Genomic DNA, 26,244 nt, shown 5'->3' with positions numbered 1-26,244 from the left:
AATCAATCATTACAATGACACTGTCTGTATCGATTTAGGCTTAGGTTAAGTGAATAAATGGCTGTGAAAAAACCATCAACCAAAACGCTAAATTATCAACATGATGCCGTAATAAAAACGATTATTACGCTTGTTTCCTTCGCAGGTTCTAGCCTGATCAGGTTCAACGGATCCCGAATAAACGGTCTCAGCCATAATGGCACTCCGACAAGATGTCCCGCAGTATAGGCAAGCTTACAATAAAAAAACAAGCATTAAATTTCGCACGTATTTCACTTTATTCACTCTAAAACAGAGCAGTCATATCCAAAACCATGACGCTGCGGCTGAGTTCACACAAGCTGATTCACACTGCGAAAAGTCATCATTTTAGATGCGACAATATGTCGCATTCCATAGATTTATTAGTAGGTTATAATTTTCTAATGCAAAAAATAGCGATGAAATATATTCATCCTAATTTACAATATAATAAATACGGTGATGATTTTGACCACATTAAAAACACAAAGCATTAAATCTAATCATAATATTAACACTGCTTACTCATCAATATCTTTCGCCATAATGGTAGTGTTGTCTGCACCTGTTGCAGCACAGCCATCAACACAAGACACATATTCAGACATTGAAAGAGTTGAAGTCCACGGTCAACAAAACGGTGATAAAGATTTATTAGGTTCAGCGGAACGCTTGCTCACAAAACAAGGTGTTGAGTTTTCACAAGCGGGCGGTGTTTCAGCCTTACCGATTTTGAATGGCATGATGGGCGATCGCATTAAAGTGCTTATCGACGGCAATGACATTACTTCATCATGTGCCAATCACATGAATCCACCACTATCTTACGTGGCAGCAAGTCAAATTACCTCAGCCCAAGTGGTTGCAGGTGTGTCGCCGGTCAGTGCCGGTGGAGATAACATTGCCGGTGTGATTAAAATCAATAGTTTTAACCCAGAGTTTTCCTTAACAGACCAACTTACATGGCATAGCGGTAATGTGTCTGCAGGTTATCGAAGTGTTAGCGATACCAGCTTAGCCAGTGTCAATGCCACCGTCGCCAGTAAAGCACTGAGTTTTAGCTACCAAGGCGCTTTTGAAGACGCCAATAGTTATACCGATGGTAATGGCGACACCGTGTTAGACACGCTATATCAAGCACAAAACCATGCCTTAATTGCAGCATGGCAAGATGATACCCAACAACTTGCCATTAAATTAACCCATCAACATATTCCATATCAGGGGTTCGCCAATCAGTATATGGATATGACCAACAACGACAGTTATGGTGCAATACTGCGTTATCAATTAGCACTTGAAAATGAAGGTCAATTTAGTGCACAAGCGAATTGGCACAGTGTCGAACATGATATGGGTTTCTTCACGCCAGAAAAAACCGGCATGATGCCGATGGAAACCACAGGTAAAGATTTTAGTTACCAATTGCATTGGCAACTCCCTATGAGTAATGACAGTACGTTATTGCTTGGACAAGAATATTATCTGTATCAACTTGATGATACCTGGCCTGCTATTGAAGGCTCATCCATGATGGGCCCAAATGATTACGTCAATATTAATGATGGTAAACGCAAACGCGCTGCGGTTTACGGAGAATGGCAACAAACGCTAAATACACAATGGTGGATAACAGCGGGTGTTCGCTATGAATATGTCACGACCACTACTGGTGAAGTGCAACCTTATAACAGCATGAGTATGATGGGTATGAGTAACGTTAATGCGTTGGCAGCAGATGAATTTAATCAGCTTTATCGACCACGACATGACCATATTATTGATGCCACATTATTAGCACGATATCAATTAAGCGATACCGAAATCATCGAATTTGGTTTAGCTCAAAAAGGCCGGGCACCAAACTTATATGAACGCTACAGCTGGGGCCAAAGTACGATGGCGACAACCATGATAGGTTGGTATGGCGATGCTAATGGCTATGTAGGTAATCCCGATTTAAACCATGAAACGGCTCGCACTCTTAGCGCCGCATATACATTAGTGCAAACTGATTTCACGGCCTCAGTTACCGCCTGGTATAGCGATATCAATGACTATATTGATGCTGATGTTATTGGTAGCGTTAATAGCACGAGCATCGAGCTAAACCGCCGTAATATTTTACAATTTACCAATGTCGATGCGACAATTTATGGCTCGCGCGCAGATGCGAGTTACCTGTTAACAGAAAACGATAATGGTAAGTGGGTTGTTGCAGCCAATATCAGTGCCACTCATGGCAAAAGAAACGATACCCATACGCCTCTATATCAAATCAAACCATTACAGAGCGAGTTAACACTTCAGCATCAACGTGGTGATTGGAACAATAGTATTAGCTGGCAATGGGTGGCGACAAAAGATCGGGTCGACAATAATCGCCTTGAAAACACCACTGACAGTTATTCACTACTGAACATCTCAAGCAGTATTGAATGGCAAGGTGCAACCATGACTCTGGCAGTAAACAACTTACTTGATGAATATTACCAACTGCCTTTAGGTGGGGTGAGTATTGCGCAATATAAGCAAGATAACACCCAAGGTTTCCCCCAAATGAATGGCGCCGGCCGTTCAGTAGAGCTCAGCGTCAACTATGCGTTTTAACGCGACCTACCCAGCCTAGGGATCATTGTTTTTCTTTACTGACATAAACACATAATTGAATAAAAAGCCCTTACATTACTGTAAGGGCTTATCTATTTGGCGGAGCGGACGCTGACCTTGAATGAGTGAACTCGCGACCAGTGCGCCATGGTCGAATGTTGAAGATGTTGAAGATGCTGGAAATTAAAAATAATAAAAAGCCCTTACATTGCTGTAAGGGCTTATCTATTTGGCGGAGCGGACGCTGACCTTGAATGAGTGAACTCGCGACCAGTGTCGTGATCGAATGTTGAAGATGTTGAAGATGCTGGAAATTAAAAATAATAAAAAAGCCCTTAAATTGCTGTGAGGGCTTATCTATTTGACACAGCGGACGCTGACCTTGAATGAGTGAACTCGCGACCAGTGTCGTGATCGAATGTTGAAGATGCTGGAAATTAAAAAGAATAAAAAAGCCCTTACATTGCTGTAAGGGCTTATCTATTTGGCGGAGCGGACGGGACTCGAACCCGCGACCCCCGGCGTGACAGGCCGGTATTCTAACCAACTGAACTACCGCTCCAAAACGGTTTGCTTACACTTAATAAAATTAAACTTGAAAAAACAATCGCATAAAATTAATTTTATTAAATGTAAACAGTCACTTGAATGGCGGAGCGGACGGGACTCGAACCCGCGACCCCCGGCGTGACAGGCCGGTATTCTAACCAACTGAACTACCGCTCCACACAAGTGCGTTGAATAATAAAGTTGTGATAATTAATCGTCAACTATTTTTTAACGGTTTTAACTCGTTTAGCTAAAAAATGCACAATTATTGTATTTAATACCATTGCGCGTTAGTAAATGATCTCTCAGCGAGAATTTAAAAGGGCTTAAACAAGGCGTATGACTGAATGAATAGTTGTTCTCTTTCGAAGTCATGCAACGCAGTGTAAGCCCTTTTAAAACTCGCCTGAAAGGAATGCCCCAGCGGCTTTTGCTTTGCGTTCTCGCTATTTGAAAGGGAACAACCATTACTACATAGCGACGCCTTAATCAAAAACCGCTGGATGCATTCTGAGTGGTCACTTATTAATGCGCAATGGTATAAGGACCACATTCAAGTATTAATCGACGTTAAAAATAATCAATTAACTTTTATCATCTGGCATGGTTAAATCAATGTCGTCCAAATCTAGGCTTTCAAGTTCATTCTCGGGGGGTTTATCTTCTTTAGGTGGATTTTGCTTTAAACGCTCTTCTGCCGCCGCCATCGCTTTCGCTAACGCTTGTCTTTTACGCCACACAATAATGCCTACAATCCCAAACAGGAATAGCACACCATTAACGGTAACAATCCAAAATATCGCATCATCTTTAGCGAGTTGCTCTTCAATCGCCGCTTGCACTGCAGCTTGCTCTGCGAGTTCCTCAGCTGTTGGGCCAGGCTTTGGTGGCTCAATTAAATTGAAAAACATCTCAGGTAAATTCAATACAATTTCACGTCCACCTACCGCGGTAGACACCACAGTCCCCTTCACTCGGTAGCTACCAAATTCAGTCACTTTCGGTAAATATAAAATTTGATCAGCGCTGGTGAGTTCTTGCAAAATTATTGGTAGTTGTAACCCGGCGGGGCCAACTAATTCAAATTCAAAATGAGTTTCTGCAAGCAAGACTTGAGTTTCATCTACGGACAACTGGATTTGCCAAATGCCTTTTAACGGATCGTTGTTGGGCACCATTTCTGCTTTTATGGGCTGTTTAGACAACTCAAATGGCATCACAAACTCACGTTCAAACACGTTATTACGTGCTGAGACGTTTAATATATAATGCCCACTGGGTTGTTCTAAGTTTTGAGCCCCTGTGAAGACACCATCATCTGGGGCTTCGTCTAAATCTTCACCATTATCTTTGTAGGCACCAACAATAATGGTGCCTGTCGCAAAATTGTCATCACCCACGATATGCTGGCTGGTAAAACGCGAGGTCCACTCAACCATGTATTCCAATCCGGGCATTCTCATGGTTAAGTTGTCGCCCAAAAGGCGCGCTGTCACTTTGAGACGTTCACCTTGAAACAGCGGTTGCGGTAAAGGTTGCACTTCAATGTCGAGTTTAGAGAGTTTCTGAATAGTAGAACCTTCGGTAACTTGCCCGAGTAACTGCCATGGGCCCGCCATTGGTTTTTCTATGTGGAGCATGTCAGCAGCGATACCATCAACCCACTTTACCGATTGTGGGTGGCGATTTGAATACCATTTACTGCCATCGGGTAGCACCACTACGACCGGCGCGGAGCCATAATCTCGTTGGATAACCAAGGTTAGGTTATCCACCATATAATCAATACGAAATCGATTCTTAAGCTCTGCAGCTTGTGAGGCTTTAACCGGTGCTGCGAACGCAGAAGATTGCCACGCCATAATAGGGCATAGCAATAGAAAACAAGCAATGGTGGCGCTACGTGAAAGGCTAACAGTCATAAAGGTGGGTTTACCCTCTCCAGAGACATTTTCCAGACTTGGCAATGAGGTCAAGTCGTTGTTCGTGTAATACTATTTCATCGGCCGATGCCCCGACGACTTTAAGGTTAAACGCGGATGTGTCGATCTTTTTTATCCCGCCACCTTCTTGACCCGCTTTTTCATTAGACAAATTAAACTTAATTTGTCCGCCAGTCATAATTAAGTAAACGTCAGCCAGGATTTCAGCATCGAGTAACGCGCCATGATAGGTTCGACGGCCATTATCAATACCATAACGACGGCATAAGGCATCAAGGTTGTTCTTTTGCCCTGGATGTAATCGCTTGGCAATGGCTAAGCTGTCTAAAATACTGCAAATGTCTTTGGTTTTCGGCCCGATTGGATTGAGTTTTGAAAACTCATGGTCCATAAAGCTCACATCAAAGTTTGCGTTATGTGCAACAATCTCAGCGCCGTCAATAAAGTTGATAAATTCTGATGCAATTTGATGAAACCGCGGCTCATTGGCCACGCGTTCATTGGTAATGCCGTGAACCTCAATGGCCTCGGGATCGATTGATTGGCCTGGATTGATGTATTGGTGATACGTCCTGCCCGTTAAACGGCGATTTATCACTTCGACACAACCGATTTCAATGATCCTGTGCCCAACATAAATAGGGCCACCCGCTTGGTTCATACCTGTGGTTTCGGTATCGAGAATGACTTGACGACTTGCACTTGAAATAATGTTCATAATTTTTACTCTTTAAGCCCTCGCCCCTAGTTAAATTGAGTATACTGGCGCGAATATTTTGCTATGGTAACAACTTGATGGCCGAACTCAAACAGCTGTATATTTTTACTGATGGATCTTGTTTAGGCAACCCGGGTCCTGGCGGCTATGGCGTGGTAATGAAATATCAACATCAAACGCATGAAATAGCCGACGGCTTTGCCCTTACCACCAATAATCGCATGGAATTACTTGCCCCCATCATCGCACTTGAAGCGTTATTTGAACCTTGTAATATTATCTTAACCAGCGACAGCCAATACATGCGCCAAGGTATCACATCTTGGATCCATGGTTGGAAAAAGAAAGGTTGGATAACGTCAACCAAGCAACCGGTTAAAAATGTCGACTTATGGAAACGCTTAGATACGGTAAGCCAACAACACACTATAGATTGGCGTTGGGTTAAAGGTCACGCTGGGCATGTAGAAAACGAACGTTGCGATACTCTAGCCAGAAAAGCCGCAGAAGCAAAACCCAAACAAATCGACGAAGGTTACCAGGCTGAATAGTCATCTCGGATTTAAAAAGTGAGTATTCATCCTCACTCATCAACATCTTTGTATGTTATTTGGTTTTTGACAAACCGGTACGTCCGGCACTCGGGGCGGTAGACCAATTAGGTGCGCTAATTTTAGATTTATCTTTAATTGGCGTAAACGGTACTGTAAGTTTACGAGCCACAATCACATAAACACTACCTGTGCTGGGTAACCAATGGGCTAAACTTTTTTGCCACCATGGTTGATGCTCTGCCTGACGGCCAACCGGCCCTAATAATGAATGGTGCATTAAACGCTCGTCTGCCAGCACTTGATATCCTAATAAACCCAGCCAATCCTTGACCCGTGAAGGCATAAAAAACTGTCCATTCCACGGAATGTTACTTTGGTACTTAGGTAAGATTTTCCCAGCAAAAATCGGACTTACCGGGTTAAATCCGACAATGAATACATAGCCACTATTAATGAGTACACGATCAAACTCACGTAAAATTTGATAAGGATTTTGTTCAAACTCGAGTAAAAAGCAACTTACCACAGCATCAATAGCGTTTTGTTGTAATGGCAGATAATGTGGATCCGCTTGTATATTGGCGTCATGACCGTCAAACAATGAAAAGTGACGAGCAATAGAACAATGTAAACTGTTGATTTGACTACTGAGCGCACCCACCTTTAATAAATGATAACCAAAGATACGCGGCCACCAAGGCGCAAGGGCCGCTTCAATCTCGGCTTGCAATATTTCGCCAAATGGTAAGTCATGCCAATGTTGTGGTACTAACTTTGAGTTTGCCACGTCTCACTCCTCAATCCCAATGACCTTACCGACTTTCACAGCGTTGCACTTGATGTGATTCGGTTTTATCCGTTACCCTAACAGATAATTCAATATCACTCGAGCCAGATTATGCTTAACGTTCATACCATTCCCGCTTTTAATGATAACTACCTTTGGTTAGTGCATCACACTGACAGCCTTGACGCTTACGTCGTTGACCCCGGTTGCGCCACAAGCGTTATCGACTATTTGGCTACCACAGAATTAAATTTAGTGGGTATTTTAATCACTCATCACCACAGTGATCACACCGGCGGTATTAAGCAACTGCAAGAATATTTTGATCACAAACTTGAAGTTTACGGCCCAAGTAATGAGCGTATTAATGGGCTCACTATGCCACTGACCCTCGACGCGGTATCAACAATTGATATCCCTCACTTAGGGGCAACAAGAGTGATGGCGGTTCCGGGTCATACGTTAGGCCATATCGCATATTATATTGATAACAAGCTATTTTGTGGTGACACGTTATTCAGTGGTGGCTGCGGTCGATTATTTGAAGGTACACCAACTCAAATGCTGCAATCGTTGAAAATGCTTGCCAACTTGCCTGACAACACTCAAGTATTTTGTGCTCACGAATATACTCGTGCTAATCTCGATTTCGCTCAACACGTGACCCCACACAATCATAAATTGAACGAATACGCGGCAAAAGTAGACCAATTACGCTCACGAAACATCCCCACTATCCCTAGCACAATCGCGACAGAAAAAGCGATAAACCCTTTCTTACGTTGTCATCTAAATGAGACACAAGTCGCAATTTCGAACCATTATAACATTGTGAATATTGATGAAATTCAGACATTTACTTTATTAAGAGAATGGAAAAACCAGTTTTAGATGAACATGAAAACACTTTAATAAGACAAGCCAAATGATTTAATCTACAATGCAAAACTGAACTAAAGCATGACCAAAAGAGTCTCATAGGCATTTGGTGTGTTCGATCCTTATTTTAAGGCCTGAGAACTTGAGGAAGTGTATCTTCAATGAACGTAAATTTATTCATTATTGCCGGCAGCTTATTGGCGGTAACGGGGTGCCAGACGCTCCAGTCCACTGAGCCGCAATCAGACAATGACCAACACAGTGTTGCTATCAAAGCTAAAAGCAAAAAATCTGCAACCGTTACCCTCGATGAAATAGAAGAGCAAGTTGCCGAAGTTAATAACTTATGGTTGCGGATCAGCAATAAAATGCAGCTTCCCGTTACCGACAATGCGCTGGTAGCCCAATATCGACAATGGTATTTAGACAACCCAAAGCATTTAGAAATTGTAACTCAACGTGCTGGTCCTTTCTTATATTACATTGTTGAACAACTCGAAGCGCGTAAACTCCCTATTGAACTGGCTTTACTGCCTATCGTTGAAAGTGGTTTTGACCCTTTAGCCTATTCTAGCGGCCATGCTTCAGGTTTATGGCAATTAACACCGCCTACGGCACAATCATTTGGGGTTAAAACCAACTGGTGGTATGACGGGCGACAAGATGTGGCATCATCGACTAAAGCTGCGCTTGATCTATTGCAATACCTGTATCCTAAAATGGACAATAACTGGTTTTATACCATCGCAGCTTACAACTCAGGTGAAGGCCGCGTGTTAAATGCCGTGAAGCATAACCAAAACCGAGGCAAGCCAGCTGATTTTTGGTCTTTATCATTACCAAAAGAAACCGCACATTATGTACCGCAATTACTTGCACTAGCAGATGTGATTAAGCATGCCGATAAATATGGTATTACCTTAACCCCTATTGCAAATTCACCACAAATTGAAGTGGTGAATATTGAAAGTCAGCTCGACATTAATTTAGCCGCTGACTTAGCTCAAATCGACATAGTCGATTTAAAAGCGATTAATCCAGGTTTAAAGCGTTGGGCCACTGCGCCACAAGGCCCACATCAGCTCGTTGTACCGAGCGACAAAGCCGCTAGCTTTAAACGTGCATTAGCCACTGTTGAGCCTGACTCACGGATTAACTGGGTACGCTATAAAATTAAATCAGGCGACAGTATTAGCCGCATTGCTGATCAGTTTGAAACAACGGCGACGTTAATTCGCAGCAGTAACGGTATTAAAGGTAACAATATTGTTGCCGGCAGATTCCTTATTATCCCTGTTGCGGCAAAAGATCCTGATTTAGCGACCATGACAGCTGATCAGATCCTTGCTCGTAAGGCTGTGATTAAATCGAGCCCGAATAAACAGGCTTACACCATTAAGTCTGGCGATTCATTATGGAAAATTGCTCAATCTCAGCAAGTATCCGTAGCACAATTAATGAAGTGGAATAATCTTAAGCAGCAATCAACATTGTCAGTGGGCAAAAATCTGGTTATTTACCCTAACGAAGTGGCTGTCAACAATGCCACTAAAGAGAAAACGGTCAACTACCGAGTTCAGTCTGGTGATTCATTAGCACGTATTGCAACGAAATATAATGTGACCGTTGCAGAGTTAATTGAGTGGAACAGTTTACAAAACAGTAAGCTGATCCAACCAGGGCAAATCTTGAAATTGATCGTAACTAACAGCTAATTGCTATTAGTAAATACGCAATAAAATACGGACAAGTTATCACTTGTCCGTTTTTGTTTGTAGTCACTATTTATTTGTAACGACTATTTTATTTACTATGACTAGGAATAAATTCCTAGTCATTTGTCTCTTACCTTTAAATCACTGTGACTTAAGCTTCTCGCATTGAATCACTGGATTAAATACCCAGCTTTTTAAACAAACCCTCTTTGAGTTTTTCTTTGGCTTTATCTGCTTCATCTTTAAATTGGCCTTCCAATAACGCTTTAGTATCAATACCAAATTTAGGTTTTTGGAACGTCCCTTTAATGGTTAAGGGGATATCAACCCCTTTAAGAGACTCATCAACCGCATCACCTTGCCCAGATAGCGAGCCGACAACACTGGTGGTTAATGTGTAATCTAACGCTTCAGAGGCAATATTCGCAGTCCCCTTTCCTTTTAAGCGGATCAAGGGAGCTGCCATCGCTAAATCTGGATTGGTCACTACGGCGTCTTTCATGGTGAAGCTACCAGTTAAACTGGTAAAATCGGTTTTCAACTCTTCTTTACTGTCGGCAGATAAATCGCCTTTTAGCTTTTGTTGAGCGCTGCGGATCATTTGCGGAATGTTAACGCCATAAAGCGAGCCGTCGGCAACTTCAAATTGACCTACTGCATCAAGATTCTTTTTCAAGTTATCGGGGATCAAACTTGCACCACTGCCTTTGACTTCGAAACTCGCTTGACCAGAAAGTAAATCAATTTCAGCAGCATCCATTAATAATGGTCTAATGTTTACCCCTGTTAGCTTCTTATCAAATTGATAAGTAGGTACAGATTTGCGGCCATCGAGTTTGGCACTCAACGCGAGCTTACCCTCATACAAATCGGCCGTTAATGACGACAGCGTTAGCACACCTTTTTTAACAGCCATAGTTAACTGCCAATTTTGTGTCAGCATATTACTGACTTTAATCGACTTTGCCGTCAGTTTTACGCTTAAATCAATTGTGTTAAGCGCAGACAAATCCGGCTCGGCACTTGGCACTGTTGCAGTGTCACTAGTGCTATTTTCTGCTTGGCTTTCTTGTTTAGGAAAGAGTGCATCAACATCAATGTCACCGACATCTAAGGTCATCGCAATCTTAGGAATACTGTTTGCGTAATTGACTTTTATGTCACCGGTGGCGGCAATATCCATTGCCGCAAGTTTTGTGAGCTGTAACTCAACAGTTTTAGTCTCTAACGCCATGACCATTTGAGTTATCATTTCAGCACTCACCGACTTGTTGGGTAAACTGTCGCCTTGCGCAGAATGGCTCATGGTAAAATCATTAATCGTAATATGCTTTAACATTTGGTCAATTTTAAGCTGACCTTGACCCGAAGATGCTACAGACATGTCTGGTAAAGTAACAGAAAACTCATAAGCAAAATCAGCAAATTGCCCTAAACTGAATTGCCCTAATGTAAAGCTTTTTAAACTGAATGTTTGAGTGGTATTGCTCGCCATATCAATTAAGTTGATATTAGTATTGGTGAGTTCAATTCCGCCGATATCTAATGTTTGTAACGCTATTGCTTGTGCGTCACTGGGTTGAGTTGTTGCAGGCGTCTTTGCTGCGTCATCAGTTAAGCCATCACCCGATAAGCCATCAAAGCTGGTTTGACCATTTTTCTGAGTGACTAAATTTAACGTTAAGCCATCGAGTGTTAATAAATCCACTTCAATTTGCTGACTAAATAAAGGCATTAGCGCCACATTAGCCACAGCTTCGTTTACATCTAACATGGATGCGGGGGTAAAATTTTCTGGGTTAGAAAGTGAAATACCGCCCAGTTTAATCCCTAATGAAGGAAAGACACTCCAACTAAGATCATCTGTTATGACTAAATCGCGACCCGTTTGTTTTTTCACGGCGTCGACAATTTGTGGCTTAAAATGATTAAGGTCAAAAAACATTGTTAAGTAGACGGTAATGCCTACAACGAGTGTTAGCGCAATTGCTAATAACCACTTTACTACTTTCATTGTTGCTTCCTTGTCTGTATTTTTTCTATTGTAAAATAGACAAATCTAACGACTGCTGACTCACGGCAATACCATTGAGATCGGCATAAATCATCATGCCAGGTACAACGCTGACACCCGCTATATCGATAGTAACATTGACTTCGCCAACATCTTTCTTGTCTGTTTTAATCGGATTAGTCCCTAATGCCTGCACACCAATTTGCATTGCACTGATTGCACCTGCATCACGTACGCATCCATTGATGATAATGCCTTCCCATCCGTTGTTATATGCATTAAGGGCTATCATGTCGCCCAGCAATGCACGCCGAGTTGAACCACCACCATCTACGACTAAAACTTTGCCATGGCCCGGTTTTGCGAGCTCAGATTTAACCATTGAATTATCTTCAAAACATTTAACCGTTACCACCTCACCAAAAAATATCGGCTTTGCGCCAAAGGAGCGCCACGGCGAAGACAATAAAGTCAATTGTTCAGGATAATGATCAAATAAATCAGGTAATAGATCTAACATGAGTCCTCCTTGAGAATCAAAACCTTAGGTTACTGATAATTATGCAATTCAACAACTTTTGTTAATTATCGATAATCTAATGAATGCTTTTTACACAATTTAACAATGCGAAAGGTGACTTAATCATCAAATATGAATATAATCCTAAAAAATAGCGTAGACAATCATACTTATGAGCAACGATTTAAATTTACAACAAATGATGAATGCGTTTGATGAATTAGATTTTGAACAACGCACGACTTCAAATCTTGAAAATGCCCGTAATAAGCAACAGATGTCGGCATACATCAATTCGTTAGATTACAGCTTGCGACGTTTATTGATTTTACAAGAATCTGTCAATGAGATTGTAGAGCAGAAACAATCGAATCTGGTTAAACAAGAATATATCCAAACCTATAAAACCAAAATCATTAATTTATCTCGTCAATATAATATTTCATATCAAGACGTCATTAATATTATGGTACAGCTATCTCAATAATCATTAACCTGTTATTGAGATTATTTAAGTCGTCAAATTAACAACGTTGACGACTTACCCTTCATGTAGGAAAACAGATAAACCCCTTCAATTAGCAATCTTATTTAGACTTTAAATTGCTCAATAAGAGTATCAAGTCGCTCTGATCCCCGTTCAATAGCCATACTGCTTTTATTGATCTGTTCATTTTGCGTTCTGTTGTCTAACGACATATCGCTAATGCGGGTGATATTCATATTGAGTTCAGCAATCACTGCATGTTGCTCTTCAGTCGCGGTCGCAATTTGAATGTTCATTTGTGAAATCTGTCCAATAGATGATTTTATATTACTCAGGGCACCCACCACTTGTTGGGTATCATTCACAGTCTCGGTTGATTTGGTTTTAGCACGAGCCACAGAGGCATTTACGGAATTAATGGCTGTGCGAATAGCATCAATAATTTGGTTGATTTCATTGGTTGATGCCTGAGTACGACTTGCCAGTGTACGAACCTCATCTGCGACAACGGCAAAGCCTCGACCTGCCTCACCTGCTCTGGCTGCCTCAATTGCAGCATTTAAAGCCAATAAATTAGTTTGATCAGCAATGCCTACTATCACATCTAATATCTGGCCAATTTTGCTAGAACTGACTTGCAGCCCTTTTGCCACTTCCTCTGTTGAGATAAGTTCATTTGATAATTCAGTAATTTTTTTCATTGCCTTATCGACCACATCCGCTGAGATATCAGCTTCACTGTCTGCTTCATGTGTGCTGTCTGCTGCCAACTTAGCATTTGATGCAACCTCTGCCGCCGTCATCGACATTTGGTTAATCGCCGTGGCGACATTTTCTGTCTCAGCTTGCACATTAACTGATATTTGATTAGCCTTTTCGGCAACAATAGCCATTTCCTTTGCTAATCGGCCCGATTCGTTGACTGACTCACCGACTGATTTAATGACCTTTTGAATTTTGCTGGTAAATACGTTGAAATGATGGGCGATTTGCTTCAACTCATCATCGCCCTCTTCTGATAGACGTAATGTTAAGTCTCCTTCACCTTTGGCGATGTTTTCAAATGCGTTAATAGTTTCTCGCATTGGGACTGAAACACTGCGAATGATAAAATATAACAACGCAATAACAGGTAACCAAACCAACACAAGTAATAGTAAATAATCACTAATAAATTGTTGTTTATCCGTTTGAATATCATCAACATAAATCCCTGTCCCAATAATCCATCCCCAGGGTCTAAAACGCTTAACTAGAGACATTTTAGGGCTGGGTTGTTCTTGCTGAGGTTTATTCCACATATAATCAACACGAACAGCATCCTGGTTTTCAGTGCCTTGTATCATCAATTCAAATAAAGCCACTCCGTTAGGATCTTTCATTCCTCTTACCGTGGTATTAACTAATTGTTTGGCAAATGCATGTTGGATCATGGTGCCTTGGGTATCAATACTAAAATAATATTCATTGCCCGAATAACGAAGTTTATCAATAGCAGCTAATGCCATCGCTTTAGCTGCGGATTCAGTTAACAGATTTGATTGGCTATCTTGGTAAAATTTATCCGCAATGGTCACCGCTGCATCAACAAGCGCATGCAACTTGGCCTCTTTTTCCCCCACTAAAACAGACTCGACTCTATTTAGTGAGAACCAAAACACGATCACAGTAGCAATAATGGCTAATGCCAACATGCCCATTAGCCTATTGGCGATGGTTGTCTTACGGAACAACTGATTAAACGTATTCATACATGCACCATCTCTTTGTGATTTATAATTATTTTTATGGATCAATTAACACAATTGTTTCTTTAACACGCATATTGTTTAAGCATTAATCACTGTTGCGCTTAAGTGTCTTTTTGTCAATCAAGGTGGTTAGTTTTTATCGGATAATGTGGCGATATCTGAATGTTCACAACAGGATATTTTTTAAGCTATTCGCATTGGCTTGCAAACAGAAGTGATGCAGGGACTGGATTTTAGCTAGCATGCAATAAGGTAGATTAAAGTTCAGTACTCAATGGCAAAATGAATAACTAAACATGACGGACTATTTATGGAAAAGAATGACTTAGAGGTAAAGTCTCAACAGTCAGTTTATTTTTACCCGCCGGCTGGTCATGGCACACGCTAAGCTCATGTTTTTATTAAATACCACCTCTTTTCGTTTAGCTTGGAGCAAGACCAACAAACAACATCACGGTTAACTTATTTATTGGCCAAATATATTAAGCAAACACATTACACATATCATCGGCAAATCTTCGTTCTGACATGCGTTAATACTAACGATAGCTAAGTCTTTTCTTGTCTATATGTATATGTTTGGTGTGCATTTAAACTTCTTACTGCGAAATAGTATTCATTATTCATTTTCAACGCTAACTAAATTTGATCGTTCGACTGCGATTTCAATTTGTTGCCGAAGCCAGATAAGCGCATGATCTGACTGAGTATTACTGTGCCAATATAAATGGGTATCGATGTCGGTTAATGCAAATGGTATCTGGATTACTTTTAAATCAGAGTCCAAAAACTGTAAAGCAATTGAACGTGGTAACGTTAGCATCAGTGCCGTGTTACTGACTATTTTGACTGCTGTTTGATAGGTTTGACATCGGTATTTAATGTGTCGATTAATCCCTTGTTGCTGCAGCAATAAATCTTCCATCACTCTGCCTGTCGGACGACTTGACACCGCAACGTGTTGCGCCAGCAAATAATCTTCCTGGGTTAAAGTGCCGTTGTTGCAAAGATGATGTTGCGGATCAATGAGTACACAAAATGGATCCGACACTAATTGTGTGTGCATTAAAGGAGCATTGACTGCTCGTGCAACATCAATGGCTAAATCAACCTCACCATTGGCAAGTTGACGTGCTATGTGCTCTCTAGAGAGTGCAATACTGGCAATGTTAGCTTGCGGGATTAACTCAGCAACGTGATTAATAAGCGCCGGCATAATTTGGCTTTCTAATGCTTCATGAATAGCAATGGTGAATGTTTGCTCTGTTGTTAATGGGTCAAATTCGCCGCATTGTTGCAACACCTCTCGAATACGATTCAACGCATTAATCAATTGTGGCGCCATACGTTGGCAAGCTGCTGTGGGTTGCATTTGCTGACCTTGACGTACAAATAATGGGTCATTTAATACTAAACGTAAGCGCTTTATGGCGTGACTGACCGCAGATGGTGTAACAAATAGCGATTTCGCTGCCGTTGTCATATTCTGCTCAAAGTACAGCGCTTCAAAAATCTTCAGTAGATTTAAATCAAGTTGTTGAATTGCTTTTGTATCCGCCATATTAACCTCAAGAATAAAAACTAATGTGTCATGCCAATACTATGAGTATTATTCATCACAAGCTAACATATTTTTTCATTTCATTCATATTGATTACTACGTTATGCTGACAACATATGCTTAACAGATCACATTATTAGTGGCTTTTAGACTAAGAATACAAAGGTATAAAGATGAATATTTACGCTACAGAAAAATCACAACAATATTTAGCGAAAGTGAAATTGTTTATAGATGAGCAGATTTTACCTGTAGAAGCAGAGTTACTCGCCGAAAACAGACGCATTAATCACAGTAGTGATTGGACTCAATGGCAGTTATTACCTCAAATAGAAGCACTAAAAGCACAAGCGAAAACGGCTGGATTATGGAATTTGTTTTTACCCGACGCCACTCTCGGCCAAGGTTTAACCTGTGTTGAATACGCACCATTAGCAGAAGAAATGGGGCGTTCTATTTTAGCACCTGAAATTTTTAACTGTAATGCACCCGACACTGGCAATATGGAAGTGCTCTATCACTTTGGGGATGAACAACAGCAAAAACAATTTCTCACACCTCTACTTGCTGGAGATATTCGTTCAGTGTTTGCCATGACAGAACCTGATGTAGCGTCATCTGATGCCACAAACATGCAGGCAACCATCATTGAAGATGGCGACGATGTTATCGTTAATGGCCGAAAATGGTGGTCAACGGGATTAGGTCATCCAAACAGTAATGTCATGATATTTATGGGGCTATCTCATCCAGATGCACCTAAGCATCAACGTCACAGTATGGTATTAGTGCCTATCAATACTCCTGGTGTCAATATCACTCGGATGTTAACCGCTTATGGCGACTACGATGCGCCTTATGGACACGGTGAAATGGAGCTCGTTAATGTTCGTGTACCTAAAAGCAATGTCATAATGGGACTCGGAAAAGGTTTTGAAATTGCACAAGGTCGTTTAGGTCCTGGGCGAATTCACCATTGTATGCGAGCTATCGGCGCCGCAGAACGCGCTTTAGCCTTAGCAATTGAACGCGGATTATCTCGCGTGGCCTTCGGCCAGCCCATTATAAAGCTTGGGGGAAATTTAGAGCGAATTGCTCAAGCCCGTATGAGCATTGAACAAGCACGATTATTAACCCTTAATGCCGCGTGGAAAATAGATAATCTGGGTGTAAAGCACGCCATGACGGATATCTCTGCGATAAAAGTGGTTGTACCCAATATGTTAACCCAAGTGGTTGATATGGCCATTCAACTCTATGGCGGTGCAGGGATGAATCATGACTCGCCATTGGCCGGTTTTGCCACTATGGCACGCAGTTTACGCTTAGCTGACGGCCCCGATGAAGTGCACATGGCCATGGTGTCGCGCCTAGAATTAGCAAAATACAAATAACGGTGATGACGATGAAAACAAAACAACAACATGTGCTCATTACCGGTGCGGCATCAGGCTTAGGCAAAGCATTGGCACTTAAATGGGCCAGTCAACATGCTGAGGTGTGCGTTGCCGATATTAATCAGCACGCTGGCGAACAAGTCTGTCAGGAAATACAAGCGTTAGGTGGAAAAGCATTTTTTGTGCCTTGCGATATCACCAAAACAGACAGCATTACCGCACTGTTGGAAAACGTGCAATCACGTTGGCAGCATATTGATTTATTGGTGAATAATGCCGGCGTAGCAACAGCAGATAAAATAGAAACGGAGCCTATGTCGCAATGGCGCTGGGTAATGGAAATCAATGTGTTTGGTATGGTGAATATGTGCCAGCAATTTGTGCCCTTTTTTAAGCAACAAGGTTATGGCAGCATACTCAATGTGGCATCACAAGCAGGCTTGACACCCATTCCGTTTATGTCGAGCTATAACGCCTCAAAAGCAGCGGTGGTGTCATTGTCAGAAACATTACGACTTGAACTTGCCGATGACAATATTAATGTCAGCGTATTATGTCCAGGATTTTTTAAAACCAATCTCGGGAGTAGTTTACGTACACAACTGCCTACAATGGAAAAGCTGTTGGGTAAACTCTTTGATAAGTCTCCCATCAATGCAGCTCAAGTCGCCGACATTGCTTATCAAGGTGAGGCAAATAAACAGTTTCTGTTATTAACGCACCAACAGGGCAAACGTTTATATCGGTTAAAACGTTTACTGCCGCTTAGCTGGTATTTTAAATTAGTATTAAAACAAACACTTAAATTAAGACAATTGTTAGGGAATGAGCAAACTAAATGAACCAACAGTATTTAGATAAAGCGAAATCCGTTCGCACGGGTGAAGAACTCGACCCTAACGTTATTGGCCCTTGGTTGACACAACATATCGGCGGACTTGAAGGCGATCTCAAAATAACCCAATACACAGGCGGTGCTTCAAACTGGACTTATTGCTTAACGTACAGCAATTGTGAACTCATCTTGCGCCGAGCACCCATGGGCACAAAAGCCAAAGGCGCTCACGACATGGGCCGTGAATACCGCTTACAACAAGCGCTAAAACCTGTGTACCCTTATGTGCCCGCCATGCTGGCACATTGCGAAGACGAAAGCGTATTGGGCACTGAGTTTTATGTCATGGAAAAATTGAATGGCATTATTCCAAGACAAAATTTACCCAAAGGCTTACACCTTGATAAACAACAGGCCAACACGCTGTGTACTAATGTCATTGACTGCTTAATTGAATTGCATAAAGTGGATCTTGATGCTGCGAACCTCAATCACCTTGGTAAGGGTGAAGGTTACACACAGCGCCAAATTGATGGTTGGAGCATTCGCTATACTCAAGCTAAAACCTGGAATGTCCCCTCTGGTAAAAAAGTCATGACTTGGCTGCAACAACATAAACCATCACAAGAAACCATTTGTTTAACCCACAATGACTTTCGCTTTGATAATGTGGTGTTAGATCCAAATGACATCAGTAACGTTAATGGCGTGCTCGATTGGGAATTGGCAACCTTAGGTAATCCATTAATGGATTTAGGCAATACTCTCGCCTATTGGGTTGAAGCCGATGATGACTTTTTAGCCCAAATGACCCGGCGCCAACCCACACACCTTGAAGGCATGTTGACTCGTAAGCAAGTGGTTGAATATTACTGTGACAAAATGGACATCACTATTGATGATTTTCGTTTTTATGAAGTGTTTGGTTTATTTCGTTTAGCAGGTATTGTGCAACAAATTTACTATCGCTATCACCACAAGCAAACGCGTAACCCGGCATTCAAACAATTTTGGATTTTCTCACATTACTTAATGTGGCGTTGTCATCGCGCAATGAAACAACAAGGATAACCATGGCTAACATCTATTTAATCCGTCATGGTCAAGCGAGTTTTGGCAGTGATAATTACGACAACTTGTCGAATCTTGGTCATAGCCAGGCTCGGCACTTAGCGGAACACTTTAACCAACGCGGTATTCAACCAAATCATGTTATTTGTGGCAATATGGCTCGCCATCAACAGACGCGTAATGCCTGTTTAGCGGCATTGTCACCTCCGTTATTACACGACTCGCTACAGATTTGCGCCGATTGGAATGAATTTAATCATGAAGAAGTGATTGCCGTTTATCGACCGGATTTAGCTCATCCAGACACAATGAAGCAATACCTCAGCCAACAACCCTCGCCGACCAGAGCCTTTATTGAACTCTTTAGCCAAGCAATTAATCAGTGGCAACATGCCGACAATAGCGCTCAATATAGTGAGTCATGGCAACAATTTAGCCAACGGATTGCAAACGGGTTAACTCAGCTTATTGAACAAACCGACGATGATGACACGGTTTTTGTGTACACCTCTGGTGGCGTAATTAGTGCCGCAGTAATGCAAATATTATCGATACCTGAATCACAATTTTTCAATATTAATAAACAGTTAGTTAATTGCAGCGTGACACAATTGCACATTAAACGACAACGACTGAGTGTGATAACCTTAAATGAGCATGGGTACTTTGAGGGTACTCAGCAACATTTGTACAGTTTAATTTAACCTTTAATAGACACTCAACGTGATGCTATAGCGTCATGAGTATTTAACACCTAAGAATAATAAAGAGTAGATGATGAAACGGACCAACATATTAATCACTGGGGCAAGTTCTGGTTTAGGACGCGGTATGGCCATTGAGTTTGCTAAACAAAATCATAATTTAGCTTTGTGCGCTAGACGACTAGACCGCCTTGAAGAATTAAAACAACACTTATTAAGTATCAACCCCAATATTACCGTGCTGATTAAATCACTTGATGTAAACGACCATCCGCAAGTGTTTGAAGTCTTTAGCCAATTTAAACAAGAAATGGGACAACTTGACAGAGTCATCGTCAACGCGGGCATGGGTAAAGGCGCATCGATTGGAACCGGCTTTTTTGCGGCTAATTTACAAACTGCGCAAACTAATTTCATTGCCGCAATAGCCCAATGTGAAGCGGCAATGGCTATTTTTCGTGAACAAAATAGTGGCCATTTAGTGACGATTTCATCCATCAGTGCAGTACGTGGCTTTAGACGAGCCATGACGGTTTACGCGGCGACTAAAGCAGCCCTAACTTCGTTAACAGAGGGTATTCGTATCGATGTGATGAATACGCCTATAAAAGTCACTTGTGTTCATCCGGGCTTTATTCGCAGTGAGATTAACGAAAAAGTCAAAACAGTACCGTTTATAGTTGATACCGAAACAGGTTGTAAAGCCATGGTAAATGCCATTCAAAAAGAGAAAGCTAATGCCTTTGTGCCTAGTTATCCCTGGGCATTTTTACATTGGGTATTGCGTATCGCACCGATTAGCATTATTCGAAAGATGAGTTAACTCTGCACTAAAACTGACGCTCGTTATTTTATTCATCACCGCCAATCTCTTGCGAGTTATCATTTAAGATAACTCGCAAAATAGAGCCTAGTTCTATCCTATACCACCCAAAGATTGACTTTTTTATCATTGAGTATGTTGTTCGATGAGTAACGCTTCGAAATCGACAACAGAAAGCGGCTTTGCAAACAAATAACCTTGTCCAAAAGTACAGCCTGCATTAATGAGCAACTGCTTTTGTTGTTCGGTTTCTATCCCTTCAGCAATCACGCTCATTTTCAGTTTACTGGCCATCACAATAATCGCTTGACACAGTGCCGTGTCTTTATTATCGGCTGACATGTTTTGCACAAACCGTTGATCGATTTTTAAGTAATCAAAATCAAAGTCTTTAAGGTATGCAAAAGAGCTATAGCCCGTGCCAAAGTCGTCGATGGCAACAGACATCCCATGAAGGCGAACTTTATCAAGCGCTTCAACAGCTTCAAGTTGATTTTCCATTAATAAATGTTCGGTTATTTCAAGCGAAATAGCCTCACAAGGAATACCTCGTAAAATAAGCGAATCTGCCCAGGCGTTAATTTGTGCACCATTATTTTTATATTGCACAGGGGAAGTATTAATACTAATGCATAAATCAGGGCAATAGGCTTTACGCCAGATATTGACCTGTTGTGAAACTTCGTTAAAAATCCACTCACTCATTTCAACAATCAAGCCTATTTCTTCAGCGACCTGAATAAACTCTAATGGCGAAATCATTCCTTTTTGAGGATGCTGCCAACGAATTAACGCTTCAGCTTTGGTAATACGCGACGTTGTTAAGTTAACGATAGGTTGATAAACCATGTAAAACTGCTTTTGCTCAACGGCAATACGTAAATCGCGCATGATTTCCATACGTTTAAGGAAATCAGTACTCATGTTCTCAGTAAAATAATGAATGCTATTACGGCCGCGAGATTTAGCACGGTACATCGCTTGATCTGCATTTCTGAGTAATTCTTCGATGGTTATTGCATCATTTGGGTAAAATGCCAACCCAATACTGGCAGTACAATAGACATTTTTATGATCAATGATATAGGGCTGAGCAAGTGTAATTAAGAGTTTTTGACCTATTTTATCAATGTCCTCTGGGACCGTTGTGCCCACAAAGGCAATAATAAACTCATCTCCGCCTAAACGAGCCACAATATCATTTTTTCTAATGGTGTTTTTGATTCGATTTGCACACTCAATTAACACCAAATCGCCAGCACCATGCCCTAATGAATCATTGACGTCTTTAAAGTTATCTAAATCTAACATCGCGATCACTAATTGCTTTTTATCGCGCTCTGCATTATCATCGCATTGGTTAAATGCTCATGTAATAAGTGTCGATTTGGTAAATTGGTTAGATTATCAAAGTTAGCTTGATGCCAAATAATGTTATCGGCTTTGTCACGCTCAATCGCAATTCGGGTAAGATTGACAAATTGCTCAACCAAATTGATTTCATTATCTGTCGGTTTTGAAAGCCTATCAAAATATATTGCAATCGTGCCCAACACGTTACCATGATGACAAATAATGGGTTCAGACCAACATGAAACCAATTTAGCTTGGTTGGCTAAATGTGCTAAAGGCAACCAGTTAGGGTGGCGAGCAATATCAGCAACAATGATTCTTTTACCGAGTGTTACAGATTGAGTGCAAGTACCGGTTCCGTCTGCAATATTGACCATGTCGATTGCCTCATTATAAAACGCGGGCAAACTGGGTGCTGCGGCTAATCTTAACTGTTTACCTGTGTCATCTAATAATGAAATACTGCACATCGCCCGTGGCAGCTCGTTTTCAATCCCTTCGACAACGGCAGATAACACTTTGGACAATTTGCTCGAACTGGCTATCAATTCCAAAATATTGTTACGTAGCTGACTTATTTTATCTTTTTCTGATAATTGGCGGTTTTTGCGTTGCATAAATATTGAAAAAATTAACGAGAAAATACCGGTTACTACCAAAGAGGCCAAAATGAGCGGTAACGAGAACTCATCAAATTGTTGGTAAGTTAATACTCCGGCAATTGAAATAAGTAAGGCATTGAGAAGACATGCAATAAACGTCGGTAATAAATAAAAACTGGCGATGATAATCGGAAACAACCAAAAAATTAAATCGCTACCGACGATATAAATACCAAATAAAATATTCACATGGGCAATAATGGCAAGCAATCCACTAAAGAGCTTAACCCTGCTGGTAAACCAAACACCAATAAAAATCACTGAAATTCCGCCAACGGCTATCAGATCGACAAGGGTGCGTAAATGATTGTGTTCAAATACACTTTTAATCAAGAATGGCGATAAAATTAATATTGCCACGACTGTCACAGCCAATAATATTTTCTCTTCAATTGTACGATCTTTGATTTTTACCGTCATAATAGATGACTGTCCTATTCGCGTTGAGTCACTGGCACTATTGAGGTAATACCATTATCTTAACAATGTGCTTTACACTAAGAATCGATGACGTTTTGGCACATATTGAGCCATTATCATAAGTTAGCGTAACAATAAAAGAGAATATGCATTCGGTTAACCGTATTGAGTAAAGTAACGTAAAGTTATCAAGTTATACAAGCATTTCCGTATTTTTAGCCGATGATTTTGGACAATAATTTTAGCCTACGATTTAGACAATGATGTTGTGCTACAGAATACTAAAACACCCCACATGATACTCGGTACTATACCATTCCGCGTTAAGTAAGTGATGACACTGCGAGAGTTTAAAGGATTTAAACAAAACGCATGACTCAATAAATAGTGGTTATCTTTCGAAATCATACAACACAGCGTAAGCCCTTTTAACACTCGCCTTTTAAGTATTCATCGGCAGTTTGCTCTGCATTCTCGCTATTTGAAAGTGAACACCATGACGACATAACGACGCCTTAATCAAAAACCGCTGGACGCATTCTGTAATGGTCTAATGAAACAGTGTAATGGTCACTTATTAATGCGGATTGGTATTATACCAATTCCACTAATTATCTGGTCATTCAGCGGGAGTTCTGTGCCTTCTAGGCAAGTAATAGGATTGTAGGCATAGTTGCTCTACGTCAAAATGCTATTAAGCAGTATAGAAGGCACAGAAACCCGCCTTGCAGGAGGCGCTCAGACTGTCCATTTCTTTGTTGCATAGTCTTAAAAAGGGAATAACCATTATTTTCAACAATGCGCCTCAAACTGGACAGTCTGAGTGACTCTGATTGGTCACATAATTAATGGAAATGGTATTAATCATAGCCTAAAAAATATCTATGAGGATAAGCAGTTGAAGCGAAATCGTGGTAAACGATGTGTATAACATCAATGTGGAATAGGCTTTCTTGTTGATTAACTGGTCGTGCGAGTAACTGGAAGTGTGATTATCTGGACGTGCGGGTAACGAGTGTAAGCAAGGGCATACTGAACGCGCGTAAAATAAATCTAAAAAACGCTCAATGGCACTTTTTCTCTATTAAGCCGCGACGACTTGTCTTGCTTTACGTAAAGGATGTAAGCGGTTATGCATCACTTTAATGGTGTCAAATTGGACTAACGATTTGCTGTCTGAAAGCTGGCAATACTGCGATAAAATCATCACTGTTGCGGCTTGTAAGCCATTATCAATCACCAAGGCTAACACTTTTGAATAACCACAGTTTAATTGGAATAACTTACCTACTTCGCAATAAACACATTCATCACTGACATCAAAAAACCACGACTTAGGCATTTGTGATTGTAAAAGAAAGTGAGCAGCGGTGGCATTTAACGCAGTTTGCACAATACCAGCATCGGATATGTGAAGTACTCTAGGAAGGGTATCTAGCATTTTGATATAGAATTTAGCGTGTTCAATACTGAATTCAGCGGCAGTAAGTGCATCTGGAATGAGTTGTTTAGCTTTATATGGGGTTAAGAACTCCATCTCGGAACCCAATGAAATACTCAGCTGTTTGCAAGTCTCATTGTATTCCCAATGCCAGTCCTTGTTTGGCATTAATAACATGGCTGTCTGCACCTAAATTAAAATGAACACCAGTGCATAATAGATGAAATTTCACGCAATATCAAAATTTAATTATAAATTATAACATATGTATCATAGTGTTAGCGCGATCGAACGATCAACAATTCGATCGCGGCATGATTTTTGAACAATAACTTGGTAGTTTCGCTGCTATTTTACACAATAAGCGTTGACGATCTGATCAATCAATTTTGGACCTTGATATATAAAACCAGAGTATATCTGCACCATCGTTGAGCCAGCGTCGAATTTAGCCAGCGCATCAGCAGCACTATTGATCCCACCGACACCAATGATCGGGATCTTACCTTGCAAACAGATCGATAATTGTTTGATCACTTGGGTCGATAAATCAGTCAAAGGTTTACCACTCAAGCCGCCCATCTCTTCAGCATGCAACAATCCTGTTACAGCATCACGGTTTAAGGTGGTATTCGTTGCGATAACACCGTCAAATTGATTGGTAATTAACGAGTCCGCAATAGCTTGAATTTCATCGGCGGACAAATCAGGTGCTATTTTTAACGCGATAGGAACATATTTGCCGTACTTTTCGGCTAATTGTGTTTGTTTGGCTTTAATTGAACTGAGCAAATCATCTAATAACTCACCGTATTGCATTGCACGCAAACCAGGCGTATTAGGAGAAGAGATATTGACGGCGATGTAGCTAGCATATTGGTAGACTTTTTCCATGCAGATAAGGTAATCATCTTTACCCTGCTCTACTGGCGTATCTTTATTTTTACCAATATTAACTCCTACCATAATATCGGATTTTTTGGCGATGAGATTACGCACTAAGTTATCAACACCTTTGTTATTAAAGCCCATGCGGTTAATGATCCCTTGGGCAGGCTTTAATCTAAATAATCGTGGTTGGTCATTACCCGGCTGTGGACGTGGGGTAACGGTGCCCACTTCAACATGACCAAATCCCATCGCATGAAATGCATCCATAGACTCACCGTCTTTATCCATTCCAGCGGCTAACCCTACCGGGTTTGGAAAAGTCAGTCCCATACAGGTCACGGGTGCTGATTTTACATGTTGGCGATAAAAACAATTTAACGGAGTATTCCCCGTCATTTTCAAACTACCAATAGCCACATTATGGGCTAACTCTGGGTCCATCTGAAACATGACTTTTTGTGCGATTTTGTAAAACATGGTTTCTCCTAGACCTAAAAAAAGCCCCGGCAATCGCCAGGGCTTGTTTACATTATATACC

Annotated in this window: 21 protein-coding genes, 2 tRNA genes and 1 riboswitch; of the genes, 10 read left to right on the top strand and 13 right to left on the bottom strand. The window is 41.1% G+C overall.

Annotation, left to right across the window (positions count from 1 at the left end):
• Positions 1 to 117: 117 nt before the first annotated feature.
• Positions 118 to 217: riboswitch (TPP riboswitch) on the bottom strand.
• A 266-nt stretch (positions 218 to 483) separates the two neighbouring features.
• On the top strand, positions 484 to 2,631 hold the full coding sequence (locus ACROAE_RS06660) for a TonB-dependent receptor domain-containing protein (protein ID WP_432400207.1): 2,148 nt from the start codon (positions 484 to 486) through the stop codon (positions 2,629 to 2,631).
• Between the two features lie 485 nt (positions 2,632 to 3,116).
• On the opposite strand, the gene ACROAE_RS06655 is transcribed toward ACROAE_RS06660, so the two are convergent.
• The 4 genes from ACROAE_RS06655 to dnaQ all read right to left on the bottom strand — a co-directional run bounded on the left by ACROAE_RS06655 (position 3,117) and on the right by dnaQ (position 5,841).
• Positions 3,117 to 3,193 (bottom strand) — tRNA-Asp (locus tag ACROAE_RS06655).
• A gap of 87 nt (positions 3,194 to 3,280) precedes the next feature.
• Positions 3,281 to 3,357, bottom strand: a tRNA-Asp gene (locus tag ACROAE_RS06650).
• A 407-nt stretch (positions 3,358 to 3,764) separates the two neighbouring features.
• Positions 3,765 to 5,042: a TIGR03503 family protein gene (locus tag ACROAE_RS06645; RefSeq protein WP_432400353.1), complete on the bottom strand. Its 1,278-nt coding sequence runs from the start codon at positions 5,040 to 5,042 to the stop codon at positions 3,765 to 3,767.
• Between the two features lie 70 nt (positions 5,043 to 5,112).
• Positions 5,113 to 5,841, bottom strand: a complete 729-nt coding sequence (gene dnaQ / locus ACROAE_RS06640) for a DNA polymerase III subunit epsilon (RefSeq protein ID WP_432400206.1) — start codon at positions 5,839 to 5,841, stop codon at positions 5,113 to 5,115.
• Positions 5,842 to 5,918: 77 nt separating this feature from the next.
• Here dnaQ and rnhA point away from each other — a divergent pair, with 77 nt between their 5' ends.
• Positions 5,919 to 6,392: a ribonuclease HI gene (gene rnhA / locus ACROAE_RS06635; RefSeq protein ID WP_432400205.1), complete on the top strand. Its 474-nt coding sequence runs from the start codon at positions 5,919 to 5,921 to the stop codon at positions 6,390 to 6,392.
• 55 nt (positions 6,393 to 6,447) lie between these two features.
• Here the strand turns inward: rnhA and ACROAE_RS06630 are convergent, their stop codons facing one another.
• A complete protein-coding gene (locus ACROAE_RS06630) occupies positions 6,448 to 7,182 on the bottom strand; it encodes a methyltransferase domain-containing protein (RefSeq protein ID WP_432400204.1) in 735 nt (244 codons plus the stop codon).
• Positions 7,183 to 7,293: 111 nt separating this feature from the next.
• On the opposite strand from ACROAE_RS06630, the gene gloB reads away from it, so the two are divergent.
• Together gloB and ACROAE_RS06620 are read left to right on the top strand one after the other, a co-directional pair.
• Positions 7,294 to 8,073 (top strand): hydroxyacylglutathione hydrolase, encoded by a 780-nt coding sequence (gene gloB, locus ACROAE_RS06625; RefSeq protein WP_432400203.1) that lies wholly within the window; start codon positions 7,294 to 7,296, stop codon positions 8,071 to 8,073.
• Between the two features lie 149 nt (positions 8,074 to 8,222).
• On the top strand, positions 8,223 to 9,776 hold the full coding sequence (locus ACROAE_RS06620) for a LysM peptidoglycan-binding domain-containing protein (protein WP_432400202.1): 1,554 nt from the start codon (positions 8,223 to 8,225) through the stop codon (positions 9,774 to 9,776).
• A gap of 178 nt (positions 9,777 to 9,954) precedes the next feature.
• On the opposite strand, the gene ACROAE_RS06615 is transcribed toward ACROAE_RS06620, so the two are convergent.
• Complete coding sequence (locus ACROAE_RS06615) at positions 9,955 to 11,790, bottom strand: AsmA family protein (protein WP_432400201.1); 1,836 nt, start codon at positions 11,788 to 11,790, stop codon at positions 9,955 to 9,957.
• 25 nt (positions 11,791 to 11,815) lie between these two features.
• Complete coding sequence (locus tag ACROAE_RS06610) at positions 11,816 to 12,310, bottom strand: putative 4-hydroxy-4-methyl-2-oxoglutarate aldolase (protein ID WP_432400200.1); 495 nt, start codon at positions 12,308 to 12,310, stop codon at positions 11,816 to 11,818.
• A gap of 172 nt (positions 12,311 to 12,482) precedes the next feature.
• Here ACROAE_RS06610 and ACROAE_RS06605 point away from each other — a divergent pair, with 172 nt between their 5' ends.
• Positions 12,483 to 12,797, top strand: coding sequence for a hypothetical protein (locus ACROAE_RS06605; RefSeq protein WP_432400199.1), 315 nt, complete (start codon positions 12,483 to 12,485; stop codon positions 12,795 to 12,797).
• 104 nt (positions 12,798 to 12,901) lie between these two features.
• Here the strand turns inward: ACROAE_RS06605 and ACROAE_RS06600 are convergent, their stop codons facing one another.
• On the bottom strand, positions 12,902 to 14,548 hold the full coding sequence (locus ACROAE_RS06600) for a methyl-accepting chemotaxis protein (RefSeq protein WP_432400198.1): 1,647 nt from the start codon (positions 14,546 to 14,548) through the stop codon (positions 12,902 to 12,904).
• A gap of 619 nt (positions 14,549 to 15,167) precedes the next feature.
• A complete protein-coding gene (locus ACROAE_RS06595; protein WP_432400197.1) occupies positions 15,168 to 16,109 on the bottom strand; it encodes a LysR family transcriptional regulator in 942 nt (313 codons plus the stop codon).
• A gap of 173 nt (positions 16,110 to 16,282) precedes the next feature.
• Between ACROAE_RS06595 and ACROAE_RS06590 the strand changes: the two genes are divergently transcribed.
• The 5 genes from ACROAE_RS06590 to ACROAE_RS06570 all read left to right on the top strand — a co-directional run bounded on the left by ACROAE_RS06590 (position 16,283) and on the right by ACROAE_RS06570 (position 20,939).
• On the top strand, positions 16,283 to 17,503 hold the full coding sequence (locus ACROAE_RS06590) for an acyl-CoA dehydrogenase family protein (RefSeq protein WP_432400196.1): 1,221 nt from the start codon (positions 16,283 to 16,285) through the stop codon (positions 17,501 to 17,503).
• Between the two features lie 11 nt (positions 17,504 to 17,514).
• The gene (locus ACROAE_RS06585) at positions 17,515 to 18,348 is read left to right on the top strand and encodes an SDR family oxidoreductase (RefSeq protein ID WP_432400195.1); all 834 of its coding nucleotides are present in this window, start codon (positions 17,515 to 17,517) and stop codon (positions 18,346 to 18,348) included.
• Positions 18,345 to 19,412: a phosphotransferase family protein gene (locus tag ACROAE_RS06580; protein ID WP_432400194.1), complete on the top strand. Its 1,068-nt coding sequence runs from the start codon at positions 18,345 to 18,347 to the stop codon at positions 19,410 to 19,412. The genes ACROAE_RS06585 and ACROAE_RS06580 overlap by 4 nt, the downstream gene beginning before the upstream one ends.
• A 2-nt stretch (positions 19,413 to 19,414) precedes the next feature.
• Positions 19,415 to 20,116 carry a histidine phosphatase family protein gene (locus tag ACROAE_RS06575; RefSeq protein WP_432400193.1) on the top strand — a complete coding sequence of 234 codons (702 nt, stop codon included), beginning with the start codon at positions 19,415 to 19,417 and terminating at the stop codon, positions 20,114 to 20,116.
• 73 nt (positions 20,117 to 20,189) lie between these two features.
• Entirely contained in the window at positions 20,190 to 20,939 is a 750-nt protein-coding gene (locus ACROAE_RS06570) for an SDR family oxidoreductase (protein WP_432400352.1), read from the top strand.
• Between the two features lie 126 nt (positions 20,940 to 21,065).
• Here the strand turns inward: ACROAE_RS06570 and ACROAE_RS06565 are convergent, their stop codons facing one another.
• The 4 genes from ACROAE_RS06565 to pyrD form a co-directional block, all read right to left on the bottom strand.
• Positions 21,066 to 22,250 (bottom strand): putative bifunctional diguanylate cyclase/phosphodiesterase, encoded by a 1,185-nt coding sequence (locus ACROAE_RS06565; RefSeq protein WP_432400192.1) that lies wholly within the window; start codon positions 22,248 to 22,250, stop codon positions 21,066 to 21,068.
• 8 nt (positions 22,251 to 22,258) lie between these two features.
• Positions 22,259 to 23,374: a GAF domain-containing protein gene (locus tag ACROAE_RS06560; RefSeq protein WP_432400191.1), complete on the bottom strand. Its 1,116-nt coding sequence runs from the start codon at positions 23,372 to 23,374 to the stop codon at positions 22,259 to 22,261.
• Between the two features lie 1,084 nt (positions 23,375 to 24,458).
• Entirely contained in the window at positions 24,459 to 24,992 is a 534-nt protein-coding gene (locus tag ACROAE_RS06555) for a cell division protein ZapC (RefSeq protein WP_432400190.1), read from the bottom strand.
• Positions 24,993 to 25,163: 171 nt separating this feature from the next.
• Positions 25,164 to 26,183 (bottom strand): quinone-dependent dihydroorotate dehydrogenase, encoded by a 1,020-nt coding sequence (pyrD, locus tag ACROAE_RS06550; protein ID WP_432400189.1) that lies wholly within the window; start codon positions 26,181 to 26,183, stop codon positions 25,164 to 25,166.
• Positions 26,184 to 26,244: the final 61 nt, after the last annotated feature.

The sequence above is a fragment of the Shewanella sp. MF05960 genome, from assembly GCF_050849305.1.
Taxonomy (GTDB): Bacteria; Pseudomonadota; Gammaproteobacteria; order Enterobacterales; family Shewanellaceae; genus Shewanella.
Note: the sequence above shows the minus strand (reverse complement) of the source record. Positions and strands in the feature narration are given on the sequence as shown.

What these genes read in the sequence shown, in the direction of transcription:
- ACROAE_RS06575 (WP_432400193.1), top strand. Translation starts at nt 19,415, where the DNA reads ATGGCTAACATCTATTTAATCCGTCATGGTCAAGCGAGTTTTGGCAGT.
- dnaQ (WP_432400206.1), bottom strand. Translation starts at nt 5,841, where the DNA reads ATGAACATTATTTCAAGTGCAAGTCGTCAAGTCATTCTCGATACCGAA.
- rnhA (WP_432400205.1), top strand. Translation starts at nt 5,919, where the DNA reads ATGGCCGAACTCAAACAGCTGTATATTTTTACTGATGGATCTTGTTTA.
- ACROAE_RS06605 (WP_432400199.1), top strand. Translation starts at nt 12,483, where the DNA reads ATGAGCAACGATTTAAATTTACAACAAATGATGAATGCGTTTGATGAA.
- ACROAE_RS06615 (WP_432400201.1), bottom strand. Translation starts at nt 11,790, where the DNA reads ATGAAAGTAGTAAAGTGGTTATTAGCAATTGCGCTAACACTCGTTGTA.
- ACROAE_RS06565 (WP_432400192.1), bottom strand. Translation starts at nt 22,250, where the DNA reads ATGTTAGATTTAGATAACTTTAAAGACGTCAATGATTCATTAGGGCAT.
- ACROAE_RS06645 (WP_432400353.1), bottom strand. Translation starts at nt 5,042, where the DNA reads ATGGCGTGGCAATCTTCTGCGTTCGCAGCACCGGTTAAAGCCTCACAA.
- pyrD (WP_432400189.1), bottom strand. Translation starts at nt 26,183, where the DNA reads ATGTTTTACAAAATCGCACAAAAAGTCATGTTTCAGATGGACCCAGAG.
- ACROAE_RS06570 (WP_432400352.1), top strand. Translation starts at nt 20,190, where the DNA reads ATGAAACGGACCAACATATTAATCACTGGGGCAAGTTCTGGTTTAGGA.
- ACROAE_RS06585 (WP_432400195.1), top strand. Translation starts at nt 17,515, where the DNA reads ATGAAAACAAAACAACAACATGTGCTCATTACCGGTGCGGCATCAGGC.
- gloB (WP_432400203.1), top strand. Translation starts at nt 7,294, where the DNA reads ATGCTTAACGTTCATACCATTCCCGCTTTTAATGATAACTACCTTTGG.
- ACROAE_RS06610 (WP_432400200.1), bottom strand. Translation starts at nt 12,310, where the DNA reads ATGTTAGATCTATTACCTGATTTATTTGATCATTATCCTGAACAATTG.
- ACROAE_RS06600 (WP_432400198.1), bottom strand. Translation starts at nt 14,548, where the DNA reads ATGAATACGTTTAATCAGTTGTTCCGTAAGACAACCATCGCCAATAGG.
- ACROAE_RS06595 (WP_432400197.1), bottom strand. Translation starts at nt 16,109, where the DNA reads ATGGCGGATACAAAAGCAATTCAACAACTTGATTTAAATCTACTGAAG.
- ACROAE_RS06620 (WP_432400202.1), top strand. Translation starts at nt 8,223, where the DNA reads ATGAACGTAAATTTATTCATTATTGCCGGCAGCTTATTGGCGGTAACG.
- ACROAE_RS06555 (WP_432400190.1), bottom strand. Translation starts at nt 24,992, where the DNA reads ATGTTATTAATGCCAAACAAGGACTGGCATTGGGAATACAATGAGACT.
- ACROAE_RS06580 (WP_432400194.1), top strand. Translation starts at nt 18,345, where the DNA reads ATGAACCAACAGTATTTAGATAAAGCGAAATCCGTTCGCACGGGTGAA.
- ACROAE_RS06590 (WP_432400196.1), top strand. Translation starts at nt 16,283, where the DNA reads ATGAATATTTACGCTACAGAAAAATCACAACAATATTTAGCGAAAGTG.
- ACROAE_RS06560 (WP_432400191.1), bottom strand. Translation starts at nt 23,374, where the DNA reads ATGACGGTAAAAATCAAAGATCGTACAATTGAAGAGAAAATATTATTG.
- ACROAE_RS06660 (WP_432400207.1), top strand. Translation starts at nt 484, where the DNA reads ATGATTTTGACCACATTAAAAACACAAAGCATTAAATCTAATCATAAT.